The organism is Mesorhizobium sp. LSJC285A00, from assembly GCF_000503155.1.
Lineage (GTDB): Bacteria > Pseudomonadota > Alphaproteobacteria > Rhizobiales > Rhizobiaceae > Mesorhizobium.
This window is the reverse complement of sequence record NZ_AYVK01000036.1, coordinates 1-25,577: the sequence shown is the minus strand read 5'-3', so window position 1 is coordinate 25,577 and position 25,577 is coordinate 1. Positions and strand designations below refer to the sequence as shown.

General features: G+C 62.1%; 12 protein-coding genes and 3 pseudogenes. 11 read left to right on the top strand and 4 right to left on the bottom strand.

The genetic code is table 11. From position 1 onward, the window contains the following. The 3 genes from X726_RS144725 (at position 1) to X726_RS144735 (ending at position 10,387) form a co-directional block, all read left to right on the top strand. Positions 1–5,589 carry a DUF3320 domain-containing protein gene (locus tag X726_RS144725; protein ID WP_031215322.1) on the top strand — a complete coding sequence of 1,863 codons (5,589 nt, stop codon included), beginning with the start codon at positions 1–3 and terminating at the stop codon, positions 5,587–5,589. 71 nt (positions 5,590–5,660) lie between these two features. Continuing rightward, entirely contained in the window at positions 5,661–6,920 is a 1,260-nt protein-coding gene (locus X726_RS144730; RefSeq protein WP_023672189.1) for a DNA repair exonuclease, read from the top strand. Continuing rightward, positions 6,917–10,387: an AAA family ATPase gene (locus tag X726_RS144735; protein ID WP_023672188.1), complete on the top strand. Its 3,471-nt coding sequence runs from the start codon at positions 6,917–6,919 to the stop codon at positions 10,385–10,387. The genes X726_RS144730 and X726_RS144735 overlap by 4 nt, the downstream gene beginning before the upstream one ends. 632 nt (positions 10,388–11,019) lie before the next feature. On the opposite strand, the pseudogene X726_RS07710 reads toward X726_RS144735, so the two are convergent. From X726_RS07710 to X726_RS1000000170730, 4 genes and pseudogenes are all read right to left on the bottom strand, one after another. Further along, positions 11,020–12,241, bottom strand: a pseudogene (locus X726_RS07710) (MFS transporter). Positions 12,242–12,298: 57 nt separating this feature from the next. After that, positions 12,299–13,735, bottom strand: coding sequence for an RNA polymerase factor sigma-54 (gene rpoN / locus X726_RS0136070; protein ID WP_031215320.1), 1,437 nt, complete (start codon positions 13,733–13,735; stop codon positions 12,299–12,301). 69 nt (positions 13,736–13,804) lie between these two features. Then, positions 13,805–14,338 carry a peroxiredoxin gene (locus X726_RS144740; protein WP_023672183.1) on the bottom strand — a complete coding sequence of 178 codons (534 nt, stop codon included), beginning with the start codon at positions 14,336–14,338 and terminating at the stop codon, positions 13,805–13,807. 1,209 nt (positions 14,339–15,547) lie between these two features. Then, positions 15,548–15,808 (bottom strand): hypothetical protein, encoded by a 261-nt coding sequence (locus tag X726_RS1000000170730; RefSeq protein WP_155922504.1) that lies wholly within the window; start codon positions 15,806–15,808, stop codon positions 15,548–15,550. A gap of 199 nt (positions 15,809–16,007) precedes the next feature. Here X726_RS1000000170730 and X726_RS144750 point away from each other — a divergent pair, with 199 nt between their 5' ends. From X726_RS144750 to X726_RS0136060, 8 genes and pseudogenes are all read left to right on the top strand, one after another. Then, entirely contained in the window at positions 16,008–17,210 is a 1,203-nt protein-coding gene (locus tag X726_RS144750; protein ID WP_023672180.1) for a cytochrome P450, read from the top strand. Between the two features lie 91 nt (positions 17,211–17,301). Next, entirely contained in the window at positions 17,302–18,591 is a 1,290-nt protein-coding gene (locus X726_RS144755) for a cytochrome P450 (protein ID WP_031215318.1), read from the top strand. 1 nt (position 18,592) lies between these two features. After that, positions 18,593–18,880, top strand: a pseudogene (locus tag X726_RS1000000172470) (ferredoxin); the annotation flags it as partial. 6 nt (positions 18,881–18,886) lie between these two features. Continuing rightward, a complete protein-coding gene (locus tag X726_RS0136065; RefSeq protein ID WP_031215317.1) occupies positions 18,887–19,729 on the top strand; it encodes an SDR family oxidoreductase in 843 nt (280 codons plus the stop codon). After that, positions 19,729–21,072, top strand: a complete 1,344-nt coding sequence (locus tag X726_RS144760; protein WP_023672177.1) for a cytochrome P450 — start codon at positions 19,729–19,731, stop codon at positions 21,070–21,072. Before X726_RS0136065 ends, X726_RS144760 begins: the two co-directional genes overlap by 1 nt. Positions 21,073–21,193: 121 nt before the next feature. Next, positions 21,194–22,195 carry a polyprenyl synthetase family protein gene (locus X726_RS144765; RefSeq protein WP_023672176.1) on the top strand — a complete coding sequence of 334 codons (1,002 nt, stop codon included), beginning with the start codon at positions 21,194–21,196 and terminating at the stop codon, positions 22,193–22,195. A 148-nt stretch (positions 22,196–22,343) separates the two neighbouring features. Continuing rightward, a complete protein-coding gene (locus X726_RS144770) occupies positions 22,344–23,894 on the top strand; it encodes a prenyltransferase/squalene oxidase repeat-containing protein (protein ID WP_023672175.1) in 1,551 nt (516 codons plus the stop codon). Beyond that, a pseudogene (locus X726_RS0136060) lies at positions 23,891–24,840 on the top strand (hypothetical protein). The gene X726_RS144770 and the pseudogene X726_RS0136060 overlap by 4 nt, the downstream one beginning before the upstream one ends. Positions 24,841–25,577 lie beyond the last annotated feature (737 nt).

The window sequence follows — 25,577 nt, the reverse complement described above, 5'->3', positions numbered from 1 at the left end:
GTGTCGGAAGTTGAAAAATCGGTCTTCCAAAGCGATCTGCCTTTAAAGGAAAAGCTCGAGCGAGCCAGGATGGAATTGCTCGACCTTTCTGCTCGCAACCGACTTTTGAATGTGCCACGGTTTTCAAAGAGCGCGAAGACGATCGATATTGTCGACGAGAGGTCGTCTGAGATCTATCGATTGCTGGTGAGCGAAGGAAAGGCTTTTACCTTCCTGGCCGGCAAGCCGGATCGGCCGAAGGCAGGCCAGGTTGAAAGCAGCCCTCCAGACGAGGAAATCGACTATTCCCCCGTTGCTCTTGCTCAGCCTGAGGACGAAGGATTCGACGACAGAGGGGTATCTGCGCGACATTCTGACACCAAGCTTCAGACGAGGATGACCCCAACGGGGCTGCAGCGCCGGCTCCTTGATCTCTACCATGATGCCCGCACACTTGAGGAAGAGCAGGGCGTCAATATCCTCTTTCTGGCCCTTGGCATGCTGAAGTGGATTGACCCGAGCAACAAAGAAAACATCCGTCAGGCTCCTCTCATTTTGGTCCCGGTACGGCTGGAGCGAGGGGCCGCTGGAGAAAAGTTTCGGCTGCGAGCTCGTACGGAAGATCTTACCGCAAACCTCTCCTTGGAACTCTATCTCGACCGCATTCACAAGCTCGCCCTGCCGCGTTTTGAAGTAGGAGACGACTTCGACGTCTCGGCCTATCTCGAAGCCGTTGCCGAAGCAGTGTCGACCAAAGAGGGTTGGCAGGTTCTTGCCGATGATATGGTGCTCGGCTTCTTCTCGTTCGCTAAGTTCTTGATGTACCGTGACCTGGATCCGGATCTCTGGCCGGATGGCGCAAAGATTATCGAACAACCGAAGATCCGCTCGCTTCTTTCAGATGGTTTCGAAACACGCGAACCGCTGATGTCGGACAACATTGCGATTGATCCGCATATCGCGCCTGCCGAAATGTTGCATATCGTCGACAGTGACAGTTCTCAGACGCTGGCGATCCATGATGCAAGAAAGGGTCGCGACCTCGTTATCCAAGGTCCTCCCGGGACAGGAAAATCGCAGACGATCGCAAACATTATCGGGTCGGCCGTTGCCGATGGAAAGACCGTGCTGTTCGTTGCGGAAAAAATGGCCGCACTTGAGGTCGTGAAGCGACGGCTTGACACTGCGGGGGTGGGGGACGCCTGCCTTGAGCTCCATAGCAACAAGGCAAACAAGCGCATGATGCTGGAAGAGTTGCGGCGCACCTGGCAACTCGGATCGCCTCGCGGACAGCTTGCTTCTTCCCTTACTGAACGCCTGCTGGAGGCTAGGGACAAACTCAATGCACATGCTACAAGGATGCATGTTCCATTTGGAACGTCCGAACTCACTCCATACCAGGTTCTTGGCCAGCTAACCCGACTAAGGCAGAACGGGCAAAAGCCAGTTGACATTGAACTTGAGGATGCCACCGCTTGGACGAATGACGGTGTCTCGCAACGTCGCAAACTTCTCGATGACGTGTCTCAGCGGATCAACGAGATCGGCTTGCCGATCCACCACCCATGGCGGGGAGTTGGCCTGGATGTCGTCCTACCAACGACCATTGAGAGGCTCGTCCCACGCATTGCGTCGTCGCTGGATCAAGCAAAGGCTCTGCACGCCAAACTGGCCGATATTGCTGAGCGGATCGAGGCGAAGCCTCCGCAAATCCTCAGCGACAGCGGCGAGGTAGAAGATCGCGCTGAGCTTCTCGCGTCCGCACCTGGACTTCCTGCCGAGGCGCTAGTCTCGCCGGTTTGGGATGAGCGTCCAAAGGACATTGCATCGCTTCTCTGGACAGGAACAGATTTCAACCGCAAATCCGAGGAACTGTCGGAGCAGTTGGTGGCGACGGCTATCGACACGCCAATTGAAGGTCTCGAGACAGAGCTTGCTAAGCTTCCTTCAGACTTTCCGAAAGATGGTTTCGTTCGTGCGCGCCAGCTAACCGTGTTGCTCCCACGCTTAAGAGAAGAAGCTGAGCGGCTAAATCAAGAACTGAGGTCTACGGTTTTACCGGACACGCTTGCAGGACTCCTCAGGTTAGTGATGACCGGCGAGAGAGTTGCGGCAGCCCCCGATGCGAGCCCTGAGGCATTCGCAGCCACAGTTTGGGACTCCGGGCTGGAACAGGCTGGTGACCTTGCCGACAGCGTAGCAACGCTAGAGACTGCTAGAGCCGAGCTTCAGGGCAAAGTTGTTGATGCCGCGTGGAGTACCAACGTGGCCGCGGCGCGGCAAGCGCTCGCCGAGCACACGGGAATATTGAAAGCATTGAATGGCGACTACCGTCGTGCCACTGCACTTGTGCGGACTATTTTGGTGGCCCCTAGCGCTCCTGCGGCGGAGATAGTGGGTCTCCTCGACATTCTAATGAAGGGCCAAGCGGCCGCAGCAAAAGTGCGCGAAGGCGACGCCTTTGGCGGTTCCGCCTTCGGAGCCGATTGGCGCGGTGAGAGATCGTCTTCGGCACCACTCCAGGCCTTAGTGGAGTGGATGCGCACGCTGAGGGGACTTGGCTCGGAACCGCGAATTATAGCCGGGCGGATGGCGGAGCGCTCTGAAGCGGGCGCGCGTGCGGTCCGAGTTCGTAAGGTGATCGACATCGGTCAGCCGATTATCGAGGGGTTTTGGAACGATTTAGGCCACCTTGCCTCATCCCTGCAAGGTGACGTGGCTTCCGCCGAGCGGGCCTCGCTGCAAATGATGGAAGCGAAGGCAAGCACTGTAGCTCAAGCCGATGACGCGTCACGACAGGTTCTGACTGACGTTCCAGATCTGATCAGTGAGCGGGTGGAGATACTACGCCGACTAGGCAGACTACAAGCGCTTGATCAAGAGATCGAGGACGGGGAAAGCCTTGGCAAGTTCGCATTCGGCTCGTCGTGGCTCGGTCGAGGATCCGATTGGGCCGCTCTCGCGCAAGCCGAACTTTGGCTGAGAGAAAATGGCTCAATCCGGCATTTGGCTGCGCGGTTGCCTGAAAGAAAAGAGATCGCAAACTTGGCGCGTTCAGCGCGTGAAGCGGCCCAAGCGGCAGCGCGGGAATTGAAGGCGCTTGCAGGGGATTTGAAAGCCGATGCTCCCTCCTTGTTTGGAGTAGACGATTTTCCAGACGTCGCGATAGTCGAGGTTGTTTCTCGACTGGAGGGGTGGCTTGATCATCAGGAACAGCTCTCAAAATGGGTTGCCTATGGAGAGCGATCCGAAACAGCCCGAAAGGCTGGACTGGGACAGTTGATAGACGGCTTGGCCAACGGCCAGATTACAACAGGATCGGCGCGATCAGTCTTCGATATGGCCTACTACGAACGAATGTTTCTAGCGATGGCGACCGATGAGCCGGAGCTGGCAAGGTTCGACGGGGAATTGCATTCCAGGGCTGTACGTGACTTCGCGGATCTGGACCGACAGAGGATCAAGGCCGGTGCCATCGAAGTTGTGACGGCTCATCACCGAAAAATTCCTTCAAGAGACGGCGGAGCTGGACCAGTCGGACTGCTTCGTTCTGAGATGGCGCGCAGACGGGGCCACATGCCTATCCGGCAGTTGATGCAGAAGGCAGGGCCTGCCATCCAGGCACTCAAGCCAGTGTTCATGATGAGCCCGCTTTCGGTGGCCCAATTCCTGTCGCCCGGCAGGATGTCCTTCGATCTTCTTGTGATGGACGAGGCGTCTCAGATACAGCCTGTGGACGCGCTCGGCTCGATCGCCAGGGCCAATCAGGTGGTCGTTGTTGGCGACGAACGCCAACTACCACCCACGACATTCTTCGCCAAGGTGACAGGCTCGCAGTCTGAAGATGACGAGGGTGAGGGCGCGCAGGTCGCCGACATCGAAAGCATCCTCGGCCTGTTCACGGCCCGCGGCTTGCCGCAGCGTATGCTCCGCTGGCATTACCGTAGCCGTCACCAATCTCTGATCGCCGTATCGAACAGCCAGTTCTACGAGAACCGGCTTTTCATCGTGCCAAGCCCCTATACCCAAGAGGCAGGCATGGGGTTGCGGTTTCATCATGTGCCAGAGGGGGTCTTCGATTCCGGTGGCACAGGAACCAATCCGGTAGAGGCGAGAGCAGTAGCCGAAGCGATCATCCGTCATGCGAAGGTGAACCCGCGAGAGACTCTAGGCGTTGCAACATTTTCGGTTAGCCAACGCCGCGCGATCCAGGATGAACTCGAAGGGCTGCGGCGACTAAATCCCGATACGGAGGAGTTCTTTCACGCGCACCCCAGCGAGCCATTCTTCGTCAAGAGCCTTGAAAATGTTCAAGGCGATGAGCGCGACGTGATCATGATCTCAGTGGGGTATGCCAAGAATGCGCAGGGGTACATGGCCATGCGTTTCGGCCCTCTTGGTGCGGAAGGCGGCGAGCGTCGGCTCAACGTCCTCATAAGCCGCGCCAAGCGCAGCTGCGAAGTATTCGCGTCCATCACAGACGAGGACATCGACCTGGAGCGTGGCAAAGGGAAAGGCATCTTCGCCTTCAAGCTCTTCTTGCACTACGCGAGAACAGGACGAATTTCGCTTGCCCAGGCCACGGTTCGCGAAATGGATTCAATCTTTGAAGAGCAGGTAGCCAACGCGCTGATCGGAAAGGGTTACCAGGTTCATGCTCAGGTTGGCATTGCAGGCTTCTTCATCGATCTCGCGGTTGCTGATCCGGAGAGGCCAGGCCGCTATATTCTTGGCATCGAATGTGATGGCGCAGAATATCATTCATCGCGCTCGGCCCGAGATCGAGACCGGCTACGGCAGTCTGTTCTGGAAGACCATGGTTGGATAATCCATCGCATCTGGAACGCTGACTGGTTTCAGAGGCCACGCGAGCAGCTGGAGCGAACCATATTAGCGATTGAGGCTGCGAGAAAAGAGCTCGATGAGCGGGCCGAATTGGGGGTCCAGAGAAATCGTGCTGTAGCCGTGCAGGTTGTTACGGTCGACAGAGGCAACGTGACGGAAATCGGTCTCGAAAGCACAAAGGGATCCGAGATACCCAATCGAGCCTACGAAGAGGCCGAACTAAACCGACCGGGATCGTTCGAACTCCACGAGACGCCCAGCGGAATCATGGCCGGACTGGTCGAGCAGGTGGTGGCTATAGAAACACCAATCCATGTCGACGAAATAGTTTCGCGTATTCGGGGCGCGTGGGGTCTGCAGCGGGCCGGTGGCAGGATTCAGGATGCAATCGAGCGAGGGGTAGGCCTAGCGCAGAGAGGTGGTGCAGTAGCCCGTCGAGGCAGCTTCTGCTTCAAGCCAGGTGCTCCTGTTCGTCTCAGGGATCGCAGCGGCGTCGTGTCCGCTGGATTGCGCAAGCCCGAAATGATTGCGCAGGACGAAGTCGCCCAAGGCGCCATGGAAGTCGTGAAATCCAACCTCGGTGCGACGGAGGAAGAAATCGCAATAACCGTTGCGAGAATGCTGGGCTTCAAAGCCACAAGTGCACAATTGCGGCAGTTGATTTCAGCTGGGGTCGCCGATTTGATTGCCAAGGGCTTGCTGCGGCCCCAAGACGGTTTGTTGGTGGCCGGCGAGTCCGCGAGCGAGGCATTAGCTGAAGTGTGACCGGGCATTGTAGAGCCCTCGTTGCAATCTCTGTTGAAGCTCGGAACACCTCTTTTGCTGGCGGAGGCCGAATGGCATTTCGATTCGTACACACGGCCGATATTCATCTCGACTCGCCGCTGCGTTCGCTCGCGATGCGTAATCCCGATCTTGCCGGGCTCGTGGGCGACGCCAGCCGCCAGGCATTCGTTTCGATAGTGGATCTCTGCCTAGAGGAACGCGTGGATGCGTTGGTAATAGCCGGCGACCTATACGATGGTGATCAAACCTCGATGAAGACGGCGCGGTTCCTGGCAGCGCAGATGACACGCCTGCACCAGGCCGGCATCAGGGTTTTCAAGATCCGCGGCAATCATGACGCCCTGTCGCGGATTTCCAAACAGCTGGTGTTTCCTGACACCGTGACCATTTTTGGCGGTCGTGCTCAGTCGGTATTGCAGACAGCCGGCGGTGTGGACGTCGTTTTCCATGGTTTGAGCTTTGCGAACCCTAAGGCGCCGGACAGCCTGCTGCCCAAATATCCGGCTGCTCGCGAAGGAGCCGTCAATATTGGCATCATGCATACCAGTCTGGCCGGATCGCCCGGTCACGACGTTTACGCGCCCTGCAGCATCGCTGACCTGCACGCCCACGGTTTCGACTATTGGGGGCTTGGCCACATTCATCTTCGCCAAGTCCATTCCGGCGCAAGCACGGTGGTGATGCCGGGAATACCGCAGGGGAGGGATATCAACGAGGCCGGCGAGAAATCAGTCACCCTTGTGACGGTGCGAGACGACCGTTCGGTGGAGATCGAGGAAAGGCTGACCAGCGTTGCGCAGTTCGAAAGGGTCAGCGTCGACCTTACGGGAGCAGTGGAGTGGTCCGAGGCCGTCGCGCGTGTTCGAAACGCACTCGAAGAGATGCGGGCCGCCGTCCGGTCGCGTCATGCTGTGGCCCGCGTTGGCCTAACAGGAACATCACCATTGTTATGGGCGCTGATCCGCGACAGAGATCTCCTTCTTGCCGAAGCCGAACAGGCTGCGGAACAGCTAGGCCATACGTGGGTGGAGAAGCTCGAGCTTGACCTCGCGCCACCTCGGGCGGAGACGGCCGAGGATATTGCTGATCCGATTTTCGAACTCGAGCAATCCATGCGCGCCGATGCCACCTCGGATACCTTCCGCGCCGAGGCGAGGGCGTTCGTCCAAAGGATGGTCGCCGACCTTCCGGCCGACGGACGGGATTTTGCTGGGAAGGACGAAGCCGGGCTGGAACGGTTCCTCGATCAGGTGCTTTCCAAGGGCGCAGACTTGGTGACTTCCCGCCTTAAGTCCGGTGGAGCGTCATGAGGCTGCAGCGCCTTGACCTCATTCGCTATGGAAAGTTCACCGATGGTACGATCGACTTCGGACCCAAACCGGAATCCGGACCTGATCTGCATATCGTGTTTGGCCTGAATGAGGCCGGCAAATCGACAGCGCTTTCCGCCTATCTAGATTTGCTGTTCGGCATCGAGGAACGGAGCCGCTACAACTTCCTGCATGAGTACAGCGCCATGCGCATCGGTGGGGTTCTGGAACTGGCCGGCTCCGAGCACACGTTCACGCGTACGAAACAGCGTACTAATTCGCTATTGAACGCGACGGGCCAATCAATGAGCGAGGTGGCGATCACGGCGCATCTCGCCGGACTGTCGCGTGACGCTTACACGACTATGTTTTCACTCGATGACGAGACGCTGGAAGCCGGCGGAAAATCGATCCTGGAATCGCGGGGCGACCTCGGCGAGCTCCTCTTCACGGCCAGCGCCGGTCTTGGGAACGCAAGCGATACGTTGAACGCCCTCGAGGCCGAAGCAGACGCGCTGTATCGGAAGCAGGCGCATGGCACCGAACTGGCGCTGCTGAAGAAGCGCCTTGTTGACGTGAAGTCGCGCAGGGATGCGATCGACACACTTGCATCGACCTATGAGGGGCTGGAGGCCGAACGTCTCGATGCATCGCAGCAGTACGGCCGAACCATCAGCGATCGGGCGGTGCTGGTGGCCAGGCTGGATACCATTGCTCGTCACGTACGTGCTGCGCCGATGCTGGCGGATATGCGCCGCAAGATTGCCCGGCTGGATCAGCTGCCGGACATCACCTCCCCAGCCCGGACATGGACGGGAAGTGTCACCGAACTAATCGATGACGATGCCAGCCTCAGAACGCGACTGTCCGCAAACATCGATGAGGTCGAGCGGCTGTCGGCAAAAGTCACTGCGGTCGACGAGGACGAACGGATCCTGTCGATTTCCGAACGCATTCGCAGCCTTGCGGAGGGCAAGGTGCGCCATACCGCGGCTGGCTTTGACTTGCCCACTCGCAGGATGGGGCTGCAAATCCTCAACAACACCGTGGCAAGCTGCCTTGCCGCCTTGGGCCGGTCTTCCGAGCCGGATCCTGCCGCACTGCTTCTGCCTGCCGTCACAGTTGGCGTCGTTCGCGCTATGGTCGAGCAGAGGTCCGGTATTGCTACGGGCGCGCGCGCCGCCCGCGACGAGGCGGCGGCAGCACTCGATGCGTTGCAGGTGGCAAGGCAGCGGGTCGGCGAGGAAAGGGCGGTGCCCGAACCCGCCAGGGCAAGGCTGGGCTCGGCTTTGTCGAAAGCGCGAGCAAGCGGACACAAGGCAGAGATCAAGACGGCTCGCGAGGCGGGAGATGCGGGAACAATCCGATGGAAGGCATCGCTGGCTCGCTTGCGTCCATGGAACGGAGATGCCCTCGCTCTCGTCAACGTTGCGGTTCCGAGCGCCGGGCAGATTGCCGCCTGGAAGACAGTAGCGTCAGTACTGGCAAGGAACACCGCGGTGCTTGCCGAACGCCTCGCCGAATACGAGGGCCACCATGCAATGCTCGCCGCACGATTGGATGCCCTTCGAGCCTCGGTCGACGTTGTCGACGATGAAGCGGCTGCCGCCATCCGCCGTCTCCGCGATGATGCGTGGGCAACGCACCGCGCAGTGTTGACTGGTGACACCGCTGACGATTTCGCCGTGGCACTGACGCGCGATGACGTTGCCAGCGCAGGCCGGCTGGCCGGCGCGGCGGATCTGGCCGAGATCCGGGCAATGACGCGTGCCCTGGCCGAGGCCACGGCCAACCTGTCACGAAACGGCATCCAAAGCCAACAGCTCGTCAAGGATGCGGATACCCAATTGTTGGAAATCCGTGTGGCCGCCAGCGACCTCCTCGGAGAAGCCCTGGAACCTTCGTCTGAGCGCCTGATCGAAAGGATCGAGGATCAGATCGAGGCGCGCAGCGATGCGCTCGCTGCCTGGGAGCAGATCGAACTTGCTCGCTTGAAAGCCGAGCGAGCCGCTGACGCCGGCGAGCAGATACACTTGGAAATGAGAGCGGCGCTGGAAAGTGTCGGCATAGTATCAGAGCCCGGCGACACCCTCGAAGCAATCATGGCCATCGCGGAGCTGTTTCTGGACCGGCAGCGCAAGGTGGACGCCGAGTATGCCGAGGCGCTCAGGATGGTGAGTTCCAAAGAAGAGGATCTAGCTGCCCGACGGGTTGCGGTAGGGGTGGCGGAGCGTCGCGAGGAGGAATGGCTGGCCGGCATTACCGAAGCGCTCAAGGGAACGTGGCTCGAAAGCGGTCTGTCCGCGTCAGGCGTTGGCGCTGTGCTCGATCAATTGGCCGAACTGTCAAGAAGCCTGCAGGAACGGGAGGATCTGCAGCTGCGTATCGACAAGATGGAGGCCGACAGGGCCAATTTTCTGGTCGAGGTCATCGCCGTTGCGGTCGAAGCCGACGAGCCGACGAAGGATGGCGAGCCGGAGCAGTTGGCCACCCGCCTTGCCGAGCGCCTGGAGCGTGCCGAGCGGACACGTGAAACGAAGGCAAGCCTCGGCAACGAGCTGAAGCGCCTCAAGGAGGCGCGCGAAATCCTCGACACCGAGATTTCGGCACACGAACGCCGCAAGAATGAAGTGCTGGGCGTCTTTGGCGTCGCCACTCTGTCCGAGGTAGTCGAACGCGACGAGCTGCTGCGTGAGCGCGACGGCTTGCGCACTACCGTCGCCGAACTTGAGGAACGGGTAGTGGCGGAACTCGCAGTCGATGGATTCGACCAGGCACGCTCGATCCTGGACGCGATCGATTTCGACAGCCTCGCGGTCGAGAAGGCTGAGGGCGAGCAGCGGCTTCGCCAGTTCGATGAAATCATCCAGCAACAGCTGATCCGACAGACCCGCGCGGCAGACAAGTTGGACGCCATCGGCGGTGACAGCGCGGTTGCCCGCCTGGATGCCGAACGGCGCACAACCCTGTTGGAAATCGAGGAGAAGGCCGTTCGCTACATTGAGCTGAAACTTGGTATCATGTCGGCTGGAAATGCTTTGCGGATCTACCGTGAGAACCACCGTTCGGGGATGATGGCGCGTGCATCAGACGCATTCAAGCTAATGACCCGTGGCCAGTATTCAGGCCTTACAACCCAGCCCGTCAAAGGCGAGGAGGTTCTCATCGCGGTGCAGCGCGACGGGCAATCCAAGCTCGCTGAAGCGCTTTCGAAGGGCGCGCGCTTTCAGCTCTACCTAGCACTGAGGCTCGCCGGTTATTACGAGTTCGCCCAATTCCGGCCCTCGGTTCCCTTCATCGCCGACGACATCATGGAAACCTTTGACCATATTCGCTCGGAGGAAGTTTTTAGATTGTTTGGGGAGATGGCGAACACAGGTCAGGTCATCTATCTCACGCACCACAAGCACCTATGTGAAATCGCCAAGGCTGTTGTGCCACAATCTACCATTCACCAGCTGGATTAGGCTCGATTAGAATTCGCGTCAAAACGGTTCAACTAACCAACTCGGCTGACATAGGAACCTTCGATCGAATCCATCATGACGTCCCATAGAGGCTGAGAAATGCCTATTTTGTTCTGCAATGTTGCGTGGATGAACGACTACTCCGGGCGGAGCGCGGATGACCCGCCTCTCGGTGGCGGGGCATTTCGAGTAAGCAGGCTTATTGCGCCGAAGAATGCAACTTTGTTGCAGCCAATGACGGGTACGTTTACGTCGCTTCGAGACGATTAAGGGCGAATTGGATCGGCAGGTGCGCCCACAATATGGGTTCAGTTCAAGGGGCGTAACCCGCCCAGCACTACAAGGATAAGATCAGGTCGTTCAGGGCTAGGACGCTCGCCGAAAATGCATTCGTGCTGCCCCGGAGGGATAGGCACCGTGTCAAAGGGTGAGTGGCCAGGCAAGCTGATGGTATGCGAACGATACGACAGATCGATCCGCCAGAGCATTCGTCAAGAGAGTAAAGGCATTATCGAAGGCGAGCCAGTCGCTCCCGTCGGGGCATCGCCCGCAAGCGGAGGATCGCGCCGCGCCGTGCATGCGATTGGACCTCTCGTCCCGCTGCGCTGCTGAGATCTCTCCTGTCAGGCGATCTAGGTTCCGCGCTTCGGGCCGAGCAGGAAAACTATGAGGGCAGCGACGAACGTGGCAACAGCGCTGTAGGCAATGGCGCTGGCGATCCCCGCATTCTCCACCAATAGCCCGCCGAAAATCGCGCCGGCTGCGATTGCCACTTGGAATGCTACGACCATCAGCACACCGGCGCTTTCGGCCTGCTCGGGAACGGCCCGCCGCACCATCCACGTCTGTAATCCCACCGGCACCGCGCCGAAGGCAAAGCCCCACGCGCCAACCGCAATCCCCGAGGCGAAGGCCGATGCTCCCGCCGTCAGTAGCGAAACAGCCGCTATCCCTATGAGCAGCGGTGCAAGGGCCGCGACTGCCTTGAGACTGTACTCGGCCAGAAGCCCGCCGGCCAAATTGCCGAAGAATCCGCCGATGCCAAAAGCAAGCAACACAAGCGAGATCGTCTCGACGTCAAGCGCGGGTATCTTTTCGAGGAAGGCGCGGATATAGGTGATTCCGGCGAAGTGGCCGGAAGCGACCAGCAGGATGACAAAAAGCGCAACCTTGACCATCGGAATCTTTGCCACATCCAGCAGGCTGCGGACGCTAGTCACTCCAATCGGAGGCAGTCTCGGAATGGTTATGAGCTGCACGAGCAGTGTAGCGACACCGCCGGCTGCGGCGAGCATGAAGGCGCTTCGCCATCCCCAGATATCGCTGACATAAGCGCCGATTGGAGCTGCGCAGACGGTAGCTACGGAAACGCCGGTGAGGATGATCGACATAGCGCGAGGCAGGAGGTGGCTTGGAACGAGCCGCATCGCCAGTGCTGCCGACATCGACCAGAAGCCTCCGAGCGCTATGCCGAGCACGACGCGTGCAGTCAGGAGAACCGCCAGCGACCACGCGCCGGCCGCCAGAACGTCCGACAGGATCAGCAGCAGCGTCATGCTCCACATGACGGTCCTGCGGTCCAGGCGCTTTGTGATGATGGCCACCGTCGGCGCCGAGATCGCCCCGACGATAGCTGTCGCCGTCATCGCCTGTCCAGCCGCTCCNTCCCTCGCTGATAGCGAGATCATGCGCGAGGGGCGTGAGCAGGCTGACAGGCAGAAACTCTGCCGTGACCAGCCCGAAGGTGCCCAAGGAAAGCGAAATGATTGCACCCCATGCGGGACCAGACGGTGGGACAGGCTTTTCTGGGTCGTGCAGAACAGCGTTCATGACGCCTGCTGCGGATCGGGTCATGAACGAAGCCTCCATTTTGATGCAATGCAAGGTGATGTAGGCTGCCTTGACCCAAATCTAAAAACACAAGCGCATTTCCCGGCGGCGTTGCACTGAGGAGGGGATGTTCATTGCTTCGCGATACTTTGTGACGGTGCGGCGCGCAACATCAATGCCGGTTTCCTTCAGCCGGACAGCGATGTCCTCGTCGGAAAGCACGTCGCCGGGAGATTCTGCGGCAATGATCGCTTTGATCCGATGCCGGACAGCTTCGGCGGAGTGCGCATCGCCGCCTTGGCAGGACGCGATCGCGACGGTGAAAAAATACTTCAGTTCAAAAACGCCGCGCGGGGTAAGCATGTACTTGTTCGAGGTCACCCGGCTTACCGTCGACTCGTGCACGCCGATCGCGTCAGCGACGGTTCTAAGATTGAGAGGCCGCAGGTGGGCGACGCCATGTTCCAAAAAGGCATCCTGCTGACGCACGATTTCAGCCGCAACCTTAACAATCGTCTTGGCGCGCTGATCGAGGCTGCGGATTAGCCAGTTCGCGTTTTGCAAGCATTCTTCGAGAAATGCTTGATCTTTCGAATTTTGGGCAGTCTGACGCGTGACTTCGGCATAGTAGGTTTGGTTGATCAGCAGCTTCGGCAGCGTGGCGGGATCAAGTTCGATCTGCCACCCGCCTTGCGGCGAGGGTGTGACCCAGACGTCGGGTATGATTGATTCAGAGGCACCGGATTGGAATCTGTTCCCAGGCTTTGGATCGAGCGCACGAACCTCATGCATCATGTCGAGAAGGTCTTCTTCATCGACGCCGCAATGCTGCTTCAGCGCCTCAAAATCGCGTCGCGCAAGCATTTCAAGATGGGCAACCAAAGCTGCCATTGCTGGGTCGAGCCGGTTTCGCTGGCGCAACTGAATCTCGAGGCATTCTCTGAGACTTCGCGCAAAAACTCCCGGTGGATCAAATTGTTGCAAGGTTCCGAGAACCCGTTCCACAACAGCCTCATGGACATTTAGGCTCTCGGCCAGCTCCAAAAGGTTTGCCCGAAGGTAGCCAGTGTCTTCCAGATCGGCGGCAAGCTGGCCAGCGATCAGCCGCTCCTTTGGTGTGAACGCAGTGAGGGCGATCTGACGAGCGACATGGTCGTGCAATGTTTCGGCGAGTGTGGCAAACTCGTCGAGGGAAGGGCCATTGCCCGGCGGGTTGTTGGTCGTGTTGCGAAGTGATTTCCATTGCCCGAGCCGTTCAGGCGACCCTGCCCCGGTCGGACCTCCAACGGCGTTTGCCCCAAAGCCGACAGGCTGATCCGCTCCCGAAATCGAAGCATCGTCAAAAGGCCCGCCATCGTTTGACGCAGATTCCAAGAGCGGGTTCTTCTCGATTTCCCCCTCCACGAACTGATGCAGTTCGGTATGCGCCAGTTGCAGCAAGCGAATCGACTCAATGAGTTGAGGCGATGCGACGATGGATTGCTTCTGGCGCTGAAACAGGCTTGCTGAAGATTGCATGGTGAGTGCGATAATCCTGTCGAGGAGCCTCTTGGGGCCTGCAATGGCGCCAGTGAGACGTTTTCTACGTCATGCGGCGGCTTTCAGCGTTTCGAGAACGTTTTGCGGGGATGAAACGCCATACGGGTCGGCCTCGCAGTTGTCGGAGAAACCTTCCTCCTCGAACCAGTGCTCCACCACGCCATTGTTGATCAGGGCGGCGTAGCGCCATGAGCGCATCCCGAAGCCGAGATTGTCCTTGGCAACCAGCATGCCCATCTTGCGTGTGAACTCGCCTGAGCCATCGGGGATGAGCTGGACCTGCTTCAGGCCCAAGGACTTTCCCCACGCATTCATGACGAAGGCATCGTTGACCGAGACGCAGTAAATCGCGTCAATTCCCTGCTTCGCAAACTGATCATAGAGCTCTTCGAACTTGGGCAATTGGTAGGTCGAGCAGGTCGGGGTGAAGGCGCCAGGCAGCGAGAACAGGATGACCCGCTTGCCGGCAAAGTAGTCGTCAGATGTTTTTTCTTGCCAGCGATATGGATTTGGCCCCTGGACTGACTTATCGTGAACACGCGTGAGAAAGGTGACGAAGGGAACTTTCTTTTGAACTGTCATTAATTTGCTCCTGCAAAAGTAGAAACTGGCGCGCTGAATTCTGGCAGAGGCTGGCGCAATACCGGGCAAAGGCTCGTATCCCCGGCACGGAATGAGGGCCTCGCGGCTCGCAACCTCCTTTTTTCCCTCCCGACGTATGGGAACGTCTTGGCGGTTGGTCTTGGCCACCCGAACGCAATCGATCTGAGCGAGCTGGACACCGTCGAGCCGGTTGCTTTCCACGGCTATGGCGCCGGAAGCGGGATCGGTCACTAGCGATAGTGCGTTTGGAAAAGGGATAGCGGCCGGAAGGAGCCAATATCGCAAAGCATGTGGGGGCCTGAAATGTCACTTCACGCAACAGACCCGCTTCACTGGATTCCGCGTCACTGGACTGGTTCAGCATGTTGTCGATATGTGGCAGTGACCCGCCGGCTTTGGCTTGGGTGAGGACCCTTTGACAAGGCTTTTCGGCACTCAGATGCTGAACAGAACCGGCAAACCGCATTTGCGTGCGCTGCCCGTGTTGGCGTGCCGGCATCGGACCAGCCATGCGCAAAGCGGCCATCCAGAACGGACTTCCGGAGGAGACGATGCCCCGATGTTCAGCTGCAAGGGGCACCGTCTCCTCAGGCCACGGTCTGGAGCTTCGCGTGTCGGGCATGGTGCAAGTCGCTTTCATCGTGATTTGATGGTGCTCTAACCAGGAGCAGCAAGCCGCGTGCCATTTGGAATAGAGGGGCTGTTGGACCGCCCCTCCTTCTCGGAGGCCGTGTCTTAGAAGATCGGGCGCGCGCTATAACCGCCTCGTCACACAGGCAACAACGATGCTGTATGGTGCGGATATTCGGCGCTTCAGCCCCGGCTGGGCAAAGACGAACCGGAAGCCGAGCCGATGCATTACCTGAGCCTGGAGGGCACTCCAGTCATTGCGTAACGTGTGGCGCTAGCGTTCATTGGTGCGCCGGCACGGCTATCGCGAACATGCGCCTGTCGCAGCGACCATGAGCGGGCGCTCTTGGGCAAGCGCCTTGGCCCCGTGAGGATCGAATTCCCCAATCGTGTCTGTTCGCCGCCTCTTATGTTCGAAACTGGACCAGAATGTCGCAAGCCCGACCTAAAGGTCGCCGAGGCGTTCTGTCCGACACTTTTCCGTCGCCTTTGTTGGCCCGCGACACCGGCCTATTTCGCCTAGCTCTTCTCTGGCCTCAGGCTAAGCCCCTAAAAGCATCACAGATTTTTTTCTTCGGTTGGCCAAATTGGCACGAGTTTTGAAGCCGCTTCGTTGCGGGCCGGGAGCCGCCGACCGACTTTCATTTCGTGGATGGCACGAATGGAACGAAGAAAGAAAAGCAAAATGTCAAATCCGCGTCGGATAGCGTCTATGGGCATGGGGTCCTCGGCGAAACCGCCCTTACCCAACAGCTCGCCGCTCTTGTCGACCCTTGCGCAGGAAATCTTGGCCGGCGGCGAGTCAAAGGCCCACCACACCGACTTTATCCTGACCTCGAAGGTACAGGATAACGTTCTGCATCTCGCCGCGCGTTTGCCTAGGCAGTTAAGCGTTAGCCGATCCTGATAATCGGTCTGCCTTCCGACGACGTCGTCTACATGCCGTCTTAGGTCTTCTCTACCGCAGCGCCCGCCGGTCACCTTCCGCCCTTCCATCGCTATAGAGTGAAGTGCCAGCATGTCCGAACAACCTTTGCCGACGCTGCCGATGTGGCGCGTCGATCACATTGAGCCCTCGCCTGAGATGTTGGCGCTACGGGCCAACGGTCCGATCCACCGCGTGCGCTTCCCGTCCGGGCACGAAGGCTGGTGGGTGACAGGCTATGACGAGGCCCGGGCGGTGTTGTCCGACGCGGCGTTCCGGCCCGCGGGAATGCCGCCGGCGGCATTCACCCCGGATTCGGTGATTCTCGGTTCGCCAGGATGGCTGGTCTCGCACGAGGGGGGCGAGCATACGCGGTTACGCACGATCGTGGCGTCGGCCTTCAGCAACGGCAGGGTGAAGCTGCTCGCCCAGCAGGTCGAGGCGATCGCCGCGCAGTTGTTCGAGACGCTGGCGGCCCAGCCCCAGCCCGCCGATCTGCGGCGCCACCTCTCCTTTCCGCTTCCCGCCATGGTCATTGGCGCGCTGATGGGCGTGCTCTACGAGGATCACGCCTTTTTCGCCGGGCTGTCCGACGAGGTGATGACGCACCAGCATGAAAGCGGCCCGCGAAGCGCGTCGCGCTTGGCCTGGGAAGAACTCCGCGCCTACATTCGCGGCAAGATGCGGGACAAGCGCCAGGATCCGGGCGACAACGTGCTGACGGATCTGCTCGCGGCGGTCGACCAGGGCAAGGCGACCGAGGAAGAGGCGATCGGCCTGGCGGCGGGCATGCTGGTGGCGGGGCACGAGAGCACCGTGGCGCAGATCGAATTCGGCCTGCTGGCCATGTTCCGCCATCCGCAACAGCGCGAACGCCTGGTCGGCGATCCATCCCTGGTGGACAAGGCGGTAGAGGAAATCCTGCGCATGTACCCGCCGGGCGCCGGCTGGGACGGCATCATGCGCTATCCGAGGACCGACGTGACCATCGCGGGCGTGCATGTTCCCGCGGAGAGCAAGGTGCTGGTCGGCCTGCCGGCGACGTCATTCGATCCGCGCCATTTCGACGACCCGGAAATCTTCGACATCGGACGTGACGAAAACCCGCACCTGGCGTTCTCCTACGGGCCGCACAGCTGCATCGGCTTGGCGCTAGCCAGACTGGAACTCAAAGCGGTGTTCGGTTCGATCTTCAAGCGCTTTCCCGCGCTGCGCCTGGCGGTGGCGCCCGAAGAACTGGAATTGCGCAAGGAGATCATCACTGGCGGGTTCGAGGAGTTCCCGGTGCTCTGGTGATGCGCGGACGCCACGAGGAATCGCGATGTCTTCGAATTGCCCGCGCGACTGCCGCGCGCCGATCAGATCAGCCAACCAACAGGTGACCAAGATGGACGTGCAAGAAACCACGGCAGCATGCCGGGACGCCTTCGCCGAACTCGCGTCGCCAGCGTGCATTCAGGACCCGTACCCATTCATGCGGTGGTTGCGCGAGCACGATCCGGTACATCGCGCGGCGTCGGGCCTCTTTCTGTTGAGCCGCCACGCCGACATCTACTGGGCGCTTAAAGCCACTGGCGATGCTTTTCGGGGGCCGGCACCAGGCGAACTGGCGCGCTATTTCCCGCGTGCGGCGACCAGCCTGTCGCTAAGTCTGCTGGCGTCCACTTTGGCGATGAAGGAACCTCCAACGCATACGCGTCTGCGCCGGCTGATCTCGCGCGATTTCACCATCGGCCAGATCGACAAGCTGAGGCCGGCCATCGCTCGCATTGTCGCAGCGCGCCTGGACGGCATGGCGCCCGCACTGGAGCGCGGGGAGGCAGTGGACCTGCATCAGGAATTCGCGCTGGCCTTGCCCATGCTGGTTTTCGGCGAACTGTTCGGCATGCCCCCGGACGACATTCTCGGGCTCGTCACCGGCATCAGCGCCATTCTGGAAGGCCTGAGCCCGCACGCCAGCGATCCCCAGCTCGCCGCGGCGGACTCGGCCAGCGCCAGGGTTCAGGCCTACTTCGGCGACCTCATACAGCGCAAGCGCTCCGATTCCAGCCACGACATCGTGTCAATGCTGGTCGGCGCACACGACGGCGATGCCGAGATGCTGTCGGATACGGAATTGATCAGCATGCTCTGGGGCATGTTGCTGGGCGGCTTCGCCACCACTGCCGCGGCCATCGGCCATGCTGTCCTGGCGATGCTGGCGTATCCCGAACAGCGGCACTGGCTGAAAGGAGATGCCATGGGGGTAAAGGCATTCGTCGAAGAAGCCCTGCGCTTCGACGCGCCCGCCATGTTCAGCTCCATTCCGCGTATCGCCCAGCGCGACATCGAACTGGGCGGCGTGGTGATCCCGAAGAACGCGGACGTGCGCGTTCTGATCGCGGCCGGCAATCGCGACCCGGACGCCTTCGACGATCCGGACCGCTTCGATCCCGTGCGGTTCTACGGCACCAGTCCTGGCATTTCGATCGACGGGAAGATCATGCTGGCCTTCGGCCACGGCATCCACTTCTGCCTTGGTGCGCAACTGGCCCGGGTGCAGTTGGCCGAGAGCCTGCCGCGGATCCAGGCGCGCTTCCCCACGCTGGCATTGGCCGAGCAGCCGACCCGGGAGCCCTCCGCGTTCCTTAGGACGTTCCGCGCGCTGCCGGTGCGGCTGCATCGGCAGGAGGGCTGAGATGCGCGTCGTGGTCGATCAGGATCTGTGCGGAACTACCGGGCAGTGCGTACTGACGCTGCCGGGCACCTTTCGCCAGCGCGAACCGGACGGCGTGGCCGAAGTGTGCGTGGCGACGGTCCCGCAGGCGCTGCACGCTGCCGTGCGGCTTGCGGCCAACCAGTGCCCGGTCGCCGCCATTCGGGTGATTGAAAGCGACGCTGGCCATGACGAGCGCGCCAGCGCCGACTCTGCGCCTTCTCCGGCGCAGGCCAAGCGGCATGCCGCGAAAGAACAATGCAATTCAGGAGGCACGGTGGGACGGTTTGAAGGCAAGGTGGCCGTGGTGACCGGCGCCGGCGCCGGCATCGGCAAGGCATGCGCTCTCGCCATCGCGCGCGGGGGCGGCAGAGTGGTGGTGGCCGACATTGATGGCTCGGCGGCCATCGCCTGCACCGCGCAGATCGCGGCCGAAGCAGGCCACGCGCTGCCCGTAGCCATGGATATCGCCGATGAGCAGGCGGTGGCAGCGCTGTTCGAGACGGCGGAGCGGCACTTCGGGGGGGTCGACCTGCTGGTGAACAATGCGAGCGCCATGCATCTGACCCCGCGCGACTGCGCGATCCTCGACCTGGACCTGGCAGTCTGGGACCAGACCATGGCGACCAATCTGCGCGGCACGCTGCTCTGCTGCCGGCAGGCCATCCCACGGATGATCGACCGCGGCGGTGGCGCGATCGTCAACATGTCGTCGTGCCAAGGGTTCAGCGGTGACACGGCGCAGACGTCCTACGGCGCGTCGAAGGCGGCGATGAACATGCTCTCGGCTTCGCTCGCCACCCAGTACGGTCATGCGCAGATTCGCTGCAACGCGGTTGCGCCGGGTCTTATCATGACCGAGCGTCTCCTCGCCAAGCTGGACGAGTGCATGCAACGGCATCTGCGCCGGCACCAGCTCCTGCAGCGCGTCGGCCGCCCCGAGGACGTGGCCGCGCTCGTGGCGTTCCTGCTCTCCGCCGATGCTGCGTTCATCACCGGCCAGGTCGTGTGCATCGATGGCGGCATGCTGGCGCATGTGCCGACATACGCCGACGGTGGCAACAGCTGCGCCGCGCGCCCTGCCGGCGACACCGAATCGGCGACGGCGGCGCGCTGCTGATGGACATACTGCTCAACCCACTCAACCGTCGGCACCGGCTGCGATCCGACATCCCGGTCATGCCCGGCGCTTTCCCCCTGGTCGGGCATCTTCCCGCCATTGTCTGCGACCTGCCGCGCCTGCTGCAACGCGCAGAACGGACGCTGGGCAGCCACTTCTGGCTGGATTTCGGCCCTGCCGGACATCTGATGACCTGTGTGGATCCGGACGCATTCTCTCTGCTCAGGCACAAGGACGTGTCCTCGGCGCTGATCGAAGAGATCGCGCCCGAATTGCTTGGCGGAACGTTGGTTGCCCTGGACGGCGGCGCGCACCGGCAGGCGCGCGATGCCATCAAGGCAGCGTTCTTGCCCAAGGGGCTGAGCCAGGCCGGGATCGGCGACCTGTTCGCGCCGGTCATCCAGGCGCGGGTGCAGGCGTGGCGCGCCCGCGGCGAGGTAACGATCCTGCGCGAGACCGGCGACCTGATGCTGAAGCTCATCTTCAGCCTCATGGGAATCCCCGCGCAGGACCTGCCGGGATGGCATCGCAAGTACCGGCAATTGCTGCAGTTGATCATCGCGCCACCGGTTGACCTGCCCGGATTGCCTTTGCGGCGCGGCCGCTCCGCCCGCGACTGGATCGACGCGCAGTTGCGCCGGTTCGTCCGCGATGCACGCGCGCATGCCGCGCGCACCGGGTTCATCAACGACATGGTGAGCGCTTTTGACAGCAGCGACGGTCCGCTCTCCGATGACGTCCTGGTCGCGAATATTCGCTTGCTGCTGCTTGCCGGTCACGACACCACTGCCTCGACGATGGCCTGGATCGTGATCGAGCTGGCGCGGCAGCCTGTGCTGTGGGACGCCCTGGTCGAGGAGGCGCAACGCGTGGGCGCGGTGCCGACCCGGCACGCGGACCTGGCGCAGTGTCCGGTCGCCGAGGCGCTGTTCCGCGAGACACTGCGCCTGCATCCGGCGACCACGCTCCTGCCGCGTCGCGCGCTGCAGGAATTGCAACTCGGCCAACGGCGCATTCCCGCGGGCACCCACCTATGCATCCCGCTGCTGCATTTCTCGACCTCGGCGCTGCTGCACGAGGCGCCTGATCAGTTTCGCTTGGCGCGGTGGCTGCTACGCACAGAACCGATCCGGCCCGTGGACATGCTGCAGTTCGGTACCGGCCCACACGTCTGCATCGGCTACCACCTGGTATGGCTGGAAATGGTGCAGTTCTGCATCGCCTTGGCGCTGATCATGCACAAGGCCGGGGTGCGGCCGCAGTTGCTGAGCGACGTCGAAAAAGGCCGGCGCTATTACCCGACCGCACATCCGTCCATGGCAATCCGCATAGGCTTCTCATGAGCTGCCGTCGCACGCCCTGTGTGGCAAGGCAGCGGCGCCGGCGGGGCGCGGCATTGCTGCACTCAGCGCACGCACTCGTGTGACGACTTGCGCTCGCCGTGGCCGTCTCAGCTACAAGGACATGAACAACATGCAAACCGGTTCCACAATACACGATGACCGAACTGGCGTTTCCGCATTCGGCGGGTTGGGCGCGCAGGCGCGTGGCGCATCCGGCGGGCTGCTCCCGGAGATCTGGATGCAGGACGGCGCAAAGCGGGTCGAACAGGCGCTGGCGCGTCTGCTCTGCGCCGAAGACGACGGTAAGACAGAGCTGATGGCAGCCATGCGCTACGCCACCTTGCATGGCGGGAAGCGCACCAGAGCCTTGCTCTGTCTGGCTGCCGGCGCACTGGCGGGCACGCCGGCGCACATGCTCGACGACGTCGGCGCCGCCATCGAGATGATGCACGCCTGTACCCTGGTCCACGACGACCTGCCCGCGATGGACGACGACGTGCTTCGCCGCGGCCTTCCGACCGTGCACGTAAAGTTCGGCGAAGCCACTGCGATCCTGGTCGGCGATGCGCTGCAGGCCCACGCCTTCCTGACCCTGGCGAGCCTGGATGCGCCGGGCGACAATCGTATAGCGCTCGTGCGCGAACTGGCGCATGCGGTGTCCGCCGAGGGTGCCGCAGGCGGGCAGGCCATGGATCTGTCGCTGGTCGGAAAGCACGCCGGGCTGGACAGGATCCTGGCGATGCACCGGATGAAAACCGGAGCGCTAGTGCGCGCGTCGGTTCGCATGGGCGCGCTATACTCCATCGCGGAGGATGCCGCGCACACTACGCTGTACAGTGCGCTCGATCGCTACACCGCCTGTTATGGCCTGGCGTTGCAGGTGGCCGACGACATTCTCGACGCGACGGCGAATACCGCGACTCTTGGCAAGACCCCCGGCAAGGACGCGGCCGCGCAGAAGCCGACCTGCGCGTCGATCATGGGGTTGCAGGCAGCGCGCCAGTTCGCGCTGTTTTTGTTGCACGACGCCGGGGAGGCCATCGCCCCTCTGGGGGCGCGTGCGGAAGGGTTGGCGCAGATGCTGCAGCGGGCCAACGTCTATCTGTCCGCGCCATACGCATGAGCGCGCCCATCCATAAGGACTTGCCGCTGTGCTGCTGCGATCGGCCGGCGGGCGGGCGCTGCATGCTGCACTGTGTCCGTGTCGGCGGCGACGTGCGCGGCGTCTGCCCGTTTCTGTTCTCATAGCCTCTGCAGAAGGAAAATCCCGCGTGAACGCGCTGTCCGAACAGATCCTTTCCGAATTGCGCCACCTGCTGAGCGAGATGAGCGACGGCGGCAGCGTCGGTCCGTCCGTATACGACACGGCGAGAGCTCTGCAGTTCGACGGCAAAGTCACCGGTCGGCACGAGGCATACGCGTGGCTCATCGCGCAGCAACAGGCCGATGGCGGATGGGGAGGTGCGGACTTCCCGCTGTTTCGCCATGCGCCCACCTGGGCGGCGCTGCTGGCATTGCAGCGTGCCGATCCTCTTCCCGGCGCCGCCGACGCAGTCCAGGCTGCAATCCGGTTCCTCGAGCGCCAGCCCGATCCCTACGCGCATTCGGTGCCGGAAGACGCGCCCATCGGCGCGGAGCTGATCCTGCCGCAGTTGTGCAACGAGGCCGCATCGTTGCTGGGCGGCTTGGCGTTTCCGGGCCACCCGGCGCTGTTGCCGTTGCGGCAAGCACGCCTGGTCAAGCTGGGGGATGTGGCGACGTTGCCGAGCGGCCATCCGTTGCTGCACTCCTGGGAAGCCTGGGGGACGTCGCCGGCCACCGCATGCCCGGACGACGACGGCAGCATCGGCATCAGTCCAGCGGCCACCGCCGCGTGGCGTGCCCACGCCGTGACGCAGGGGAACACGCAGCAGGTCGGGCGCGCCGACGGGTATCTGCAGGCGGCATCGCGGGCGACGCGCAGCGGCATCGAAGGTGTCGTTCCCAACGTCTGGCCGATCAATGTCTTCGAGCCATGCTGGACGCTGTACACCTTGCATCTGGCCGGTCTGTTCGCGCATCCCGCTTTCGCCGAGGCGGTGCAAGTGATCATCGCCCAGCTCGACGCCCGCCTCGGAGCGCGCGGTCTGGGCCCGGCCTTGCACTTCGCGGCCGATGCGGACGACACCGCCGTTGCGTTGTGCGTCCTTCGCCTTGCAGGCCGCGACCCGGCGGCCGACGCGTTGCGCCATTTCGCAACCGGCGAGCTCTTCGTCACCTTCCCCGGCGAGCGCAATGCCTCGGTGTCGACCAACATCCATGCCCTGCATGCGTTGCGAATGTTGGGAAAGCCCGCCGCCGGCACCAGCGCCTACGTCGAGGCCAATCGCAACCCGCATGGTCTATGGGACAACGAAAAATGGCACGTTTCGTGGCTGTATCCAACCGCGCATGCGGTCGCTGCGCTGGCGCAAGGCGACCCGCAGTGGCGCGACGAGCGCGCGCTGGCAGCGCTGCTGCAGACGCAGCGCGACGACGGCGGCTGGGGCGCCGGTCGCGCGTCCACATTCGAGGAAACCGCCTATGCGCTGTTCGCGTTGCACGTGATGGACGGGACCGAAGAGCCGGCAGGGCGCCGGGGCATAGCGCAGGCGGTGGCGCGGGCGCTGAAGTGGATGCTCGCCTGCCACGTGGCGCATTCACTGCCCCAGACGCCGCTGTGGATCGGCAAGGAACTGTATTGCCCGACCCGGGTGGTGCGCGTGGCCGAACTCGCCGGGTTGTGGCTGGCGCTTCGTTGGGGGCGGCGTGTTTTGGCCGAGGGAACAGGAGCCGGGCCATGATCCCGACCGGTCGCGCGCTGCAGCAGGTGCTGGAATGGGGGCGTTCCCTGACCGGGTTCGCCGACGAGCATGGCCTGGAAGCAGTCAGGGGCGGCCAGTATATCCTACAGCGCATCCATCCGAGCCTGCGCGACACCAGCGCCCGCACCGGCCGCGATCCGCTGGACGAAACGCTGATCGTGGCGTTCTATCGCGAACTGGCGCTGCTGTTCTGGCTGGACGATTGCAACGACCTTGACCTGATCGCGCCGGAGCAGCTCGCTGCGGTGGAGCAGGCGCTGGGGCAGGGCGTGCCGTGCGCGCTACCAGGATTCGAGGGCTGTGTTGTGCTGCGCGCTTCGCTCGCCGCGCTCGCCTACGATCGTCGCGACTATGCCCAGCTTCTCGAGGATACCCGGTGCTACTGCGCGGCGCTGCGCGCCGGACACGCGCAGGCGGCAGGGGCGGAACGCTGGTCCTACGCCGAGTACCTGCACAACGGCATCGATTCGATCGCCTACACGAACGTGTTCTGTTGCCTGTCGTTGCTGTGGGGGCTGGACATGGCGACCTTGCGCGCGCGTCCGGCGTTTCGCCAGGTCCTGCGGCTCATCTCCGCGATAGGGCGCCTGCAGAACGATCTGCATGGACGCGAGAAGGACAGGTCGGCCGGCGAGGCCGTCAACGCGGCGATCCTGCTGCTGCAGCGCTATCCGGCTATGCCTGTGGTGGAGTTCCTCAACGACGAGCTGGCCGGCCATACGCGCATGCTGCACCGGGTCATGGCGGAAGAACGCTTTCCCGCGCCGTGGGGACCGTTGATCGAGGCCATGGCGGCCATCCGCGCGCAGTACTACCAGACCTCGACCAGCCGATACCGCNGGCCATCCGCGCGCAGTACTACCAGCCCCCGCCCAGCCGATACCGCAGCGACGCTGCGGGGGGAGGCCAGCGTGCGCCGGCCTGAAAGCGCGGGAGGCGGCGGCGTGCGCGCGCTGCCGTCGGTCCGATCCGACGCAACGCCGTCGCCCGATGACGCGGATGGAGCGAGCATCAGCGACACCAACCTGAGCCGGCGCAAGGACGACCATCTGGACATAGTGCTGGATCGGCGAACGGCACGGGCCAAGGCCGCCGGCTGGGAGTACATTCGTTTCGAACACTGCGCATTGCCCGAGTTGGATCTGACGCAGATCGACCTGAGCGCCTCGCTGCTGGGCAAGACCATGCGCGCGCCGCTGCTGATCAGTTCCATGACCGGCGGCATGCCACGCGCCGAGGCCATCAACCGGCATCTAAGCGAGGCAGCGCAAGCCTTGGGGATCGCCATGTGCGTCGGTTCGCAGCGCGTGAGCCTGCAATCCCGCAACTCCCAGGGGCTGACGCGCGCGCTGCGCCGCCTGGCCCCAGACATTCCCTTGCTGGCCAATATCGGCGCCGCGCAACTGCGCGAGGCCGACGGCCTGGATCTGGCGCGCCGGGCGGTGGATGCGCTGGAGGCCGATGGACTCATCGTCCATCTCAATCCGCTGCAGGAAGCGGTACAGCCGGAGGGCGACCGCGACTGGCGCGGCGTCCTGGCCCAGATCGCTCGAGCCGCGCGCAGCATGGGGGTGCCGATCGTGGCCAAGGAAGTGGGGTCGGGCCTCTCTGCCTCGGTGGCTTGTGCGCTCGTTCAGGCGAGATCGGAAGAGCACACGTCTG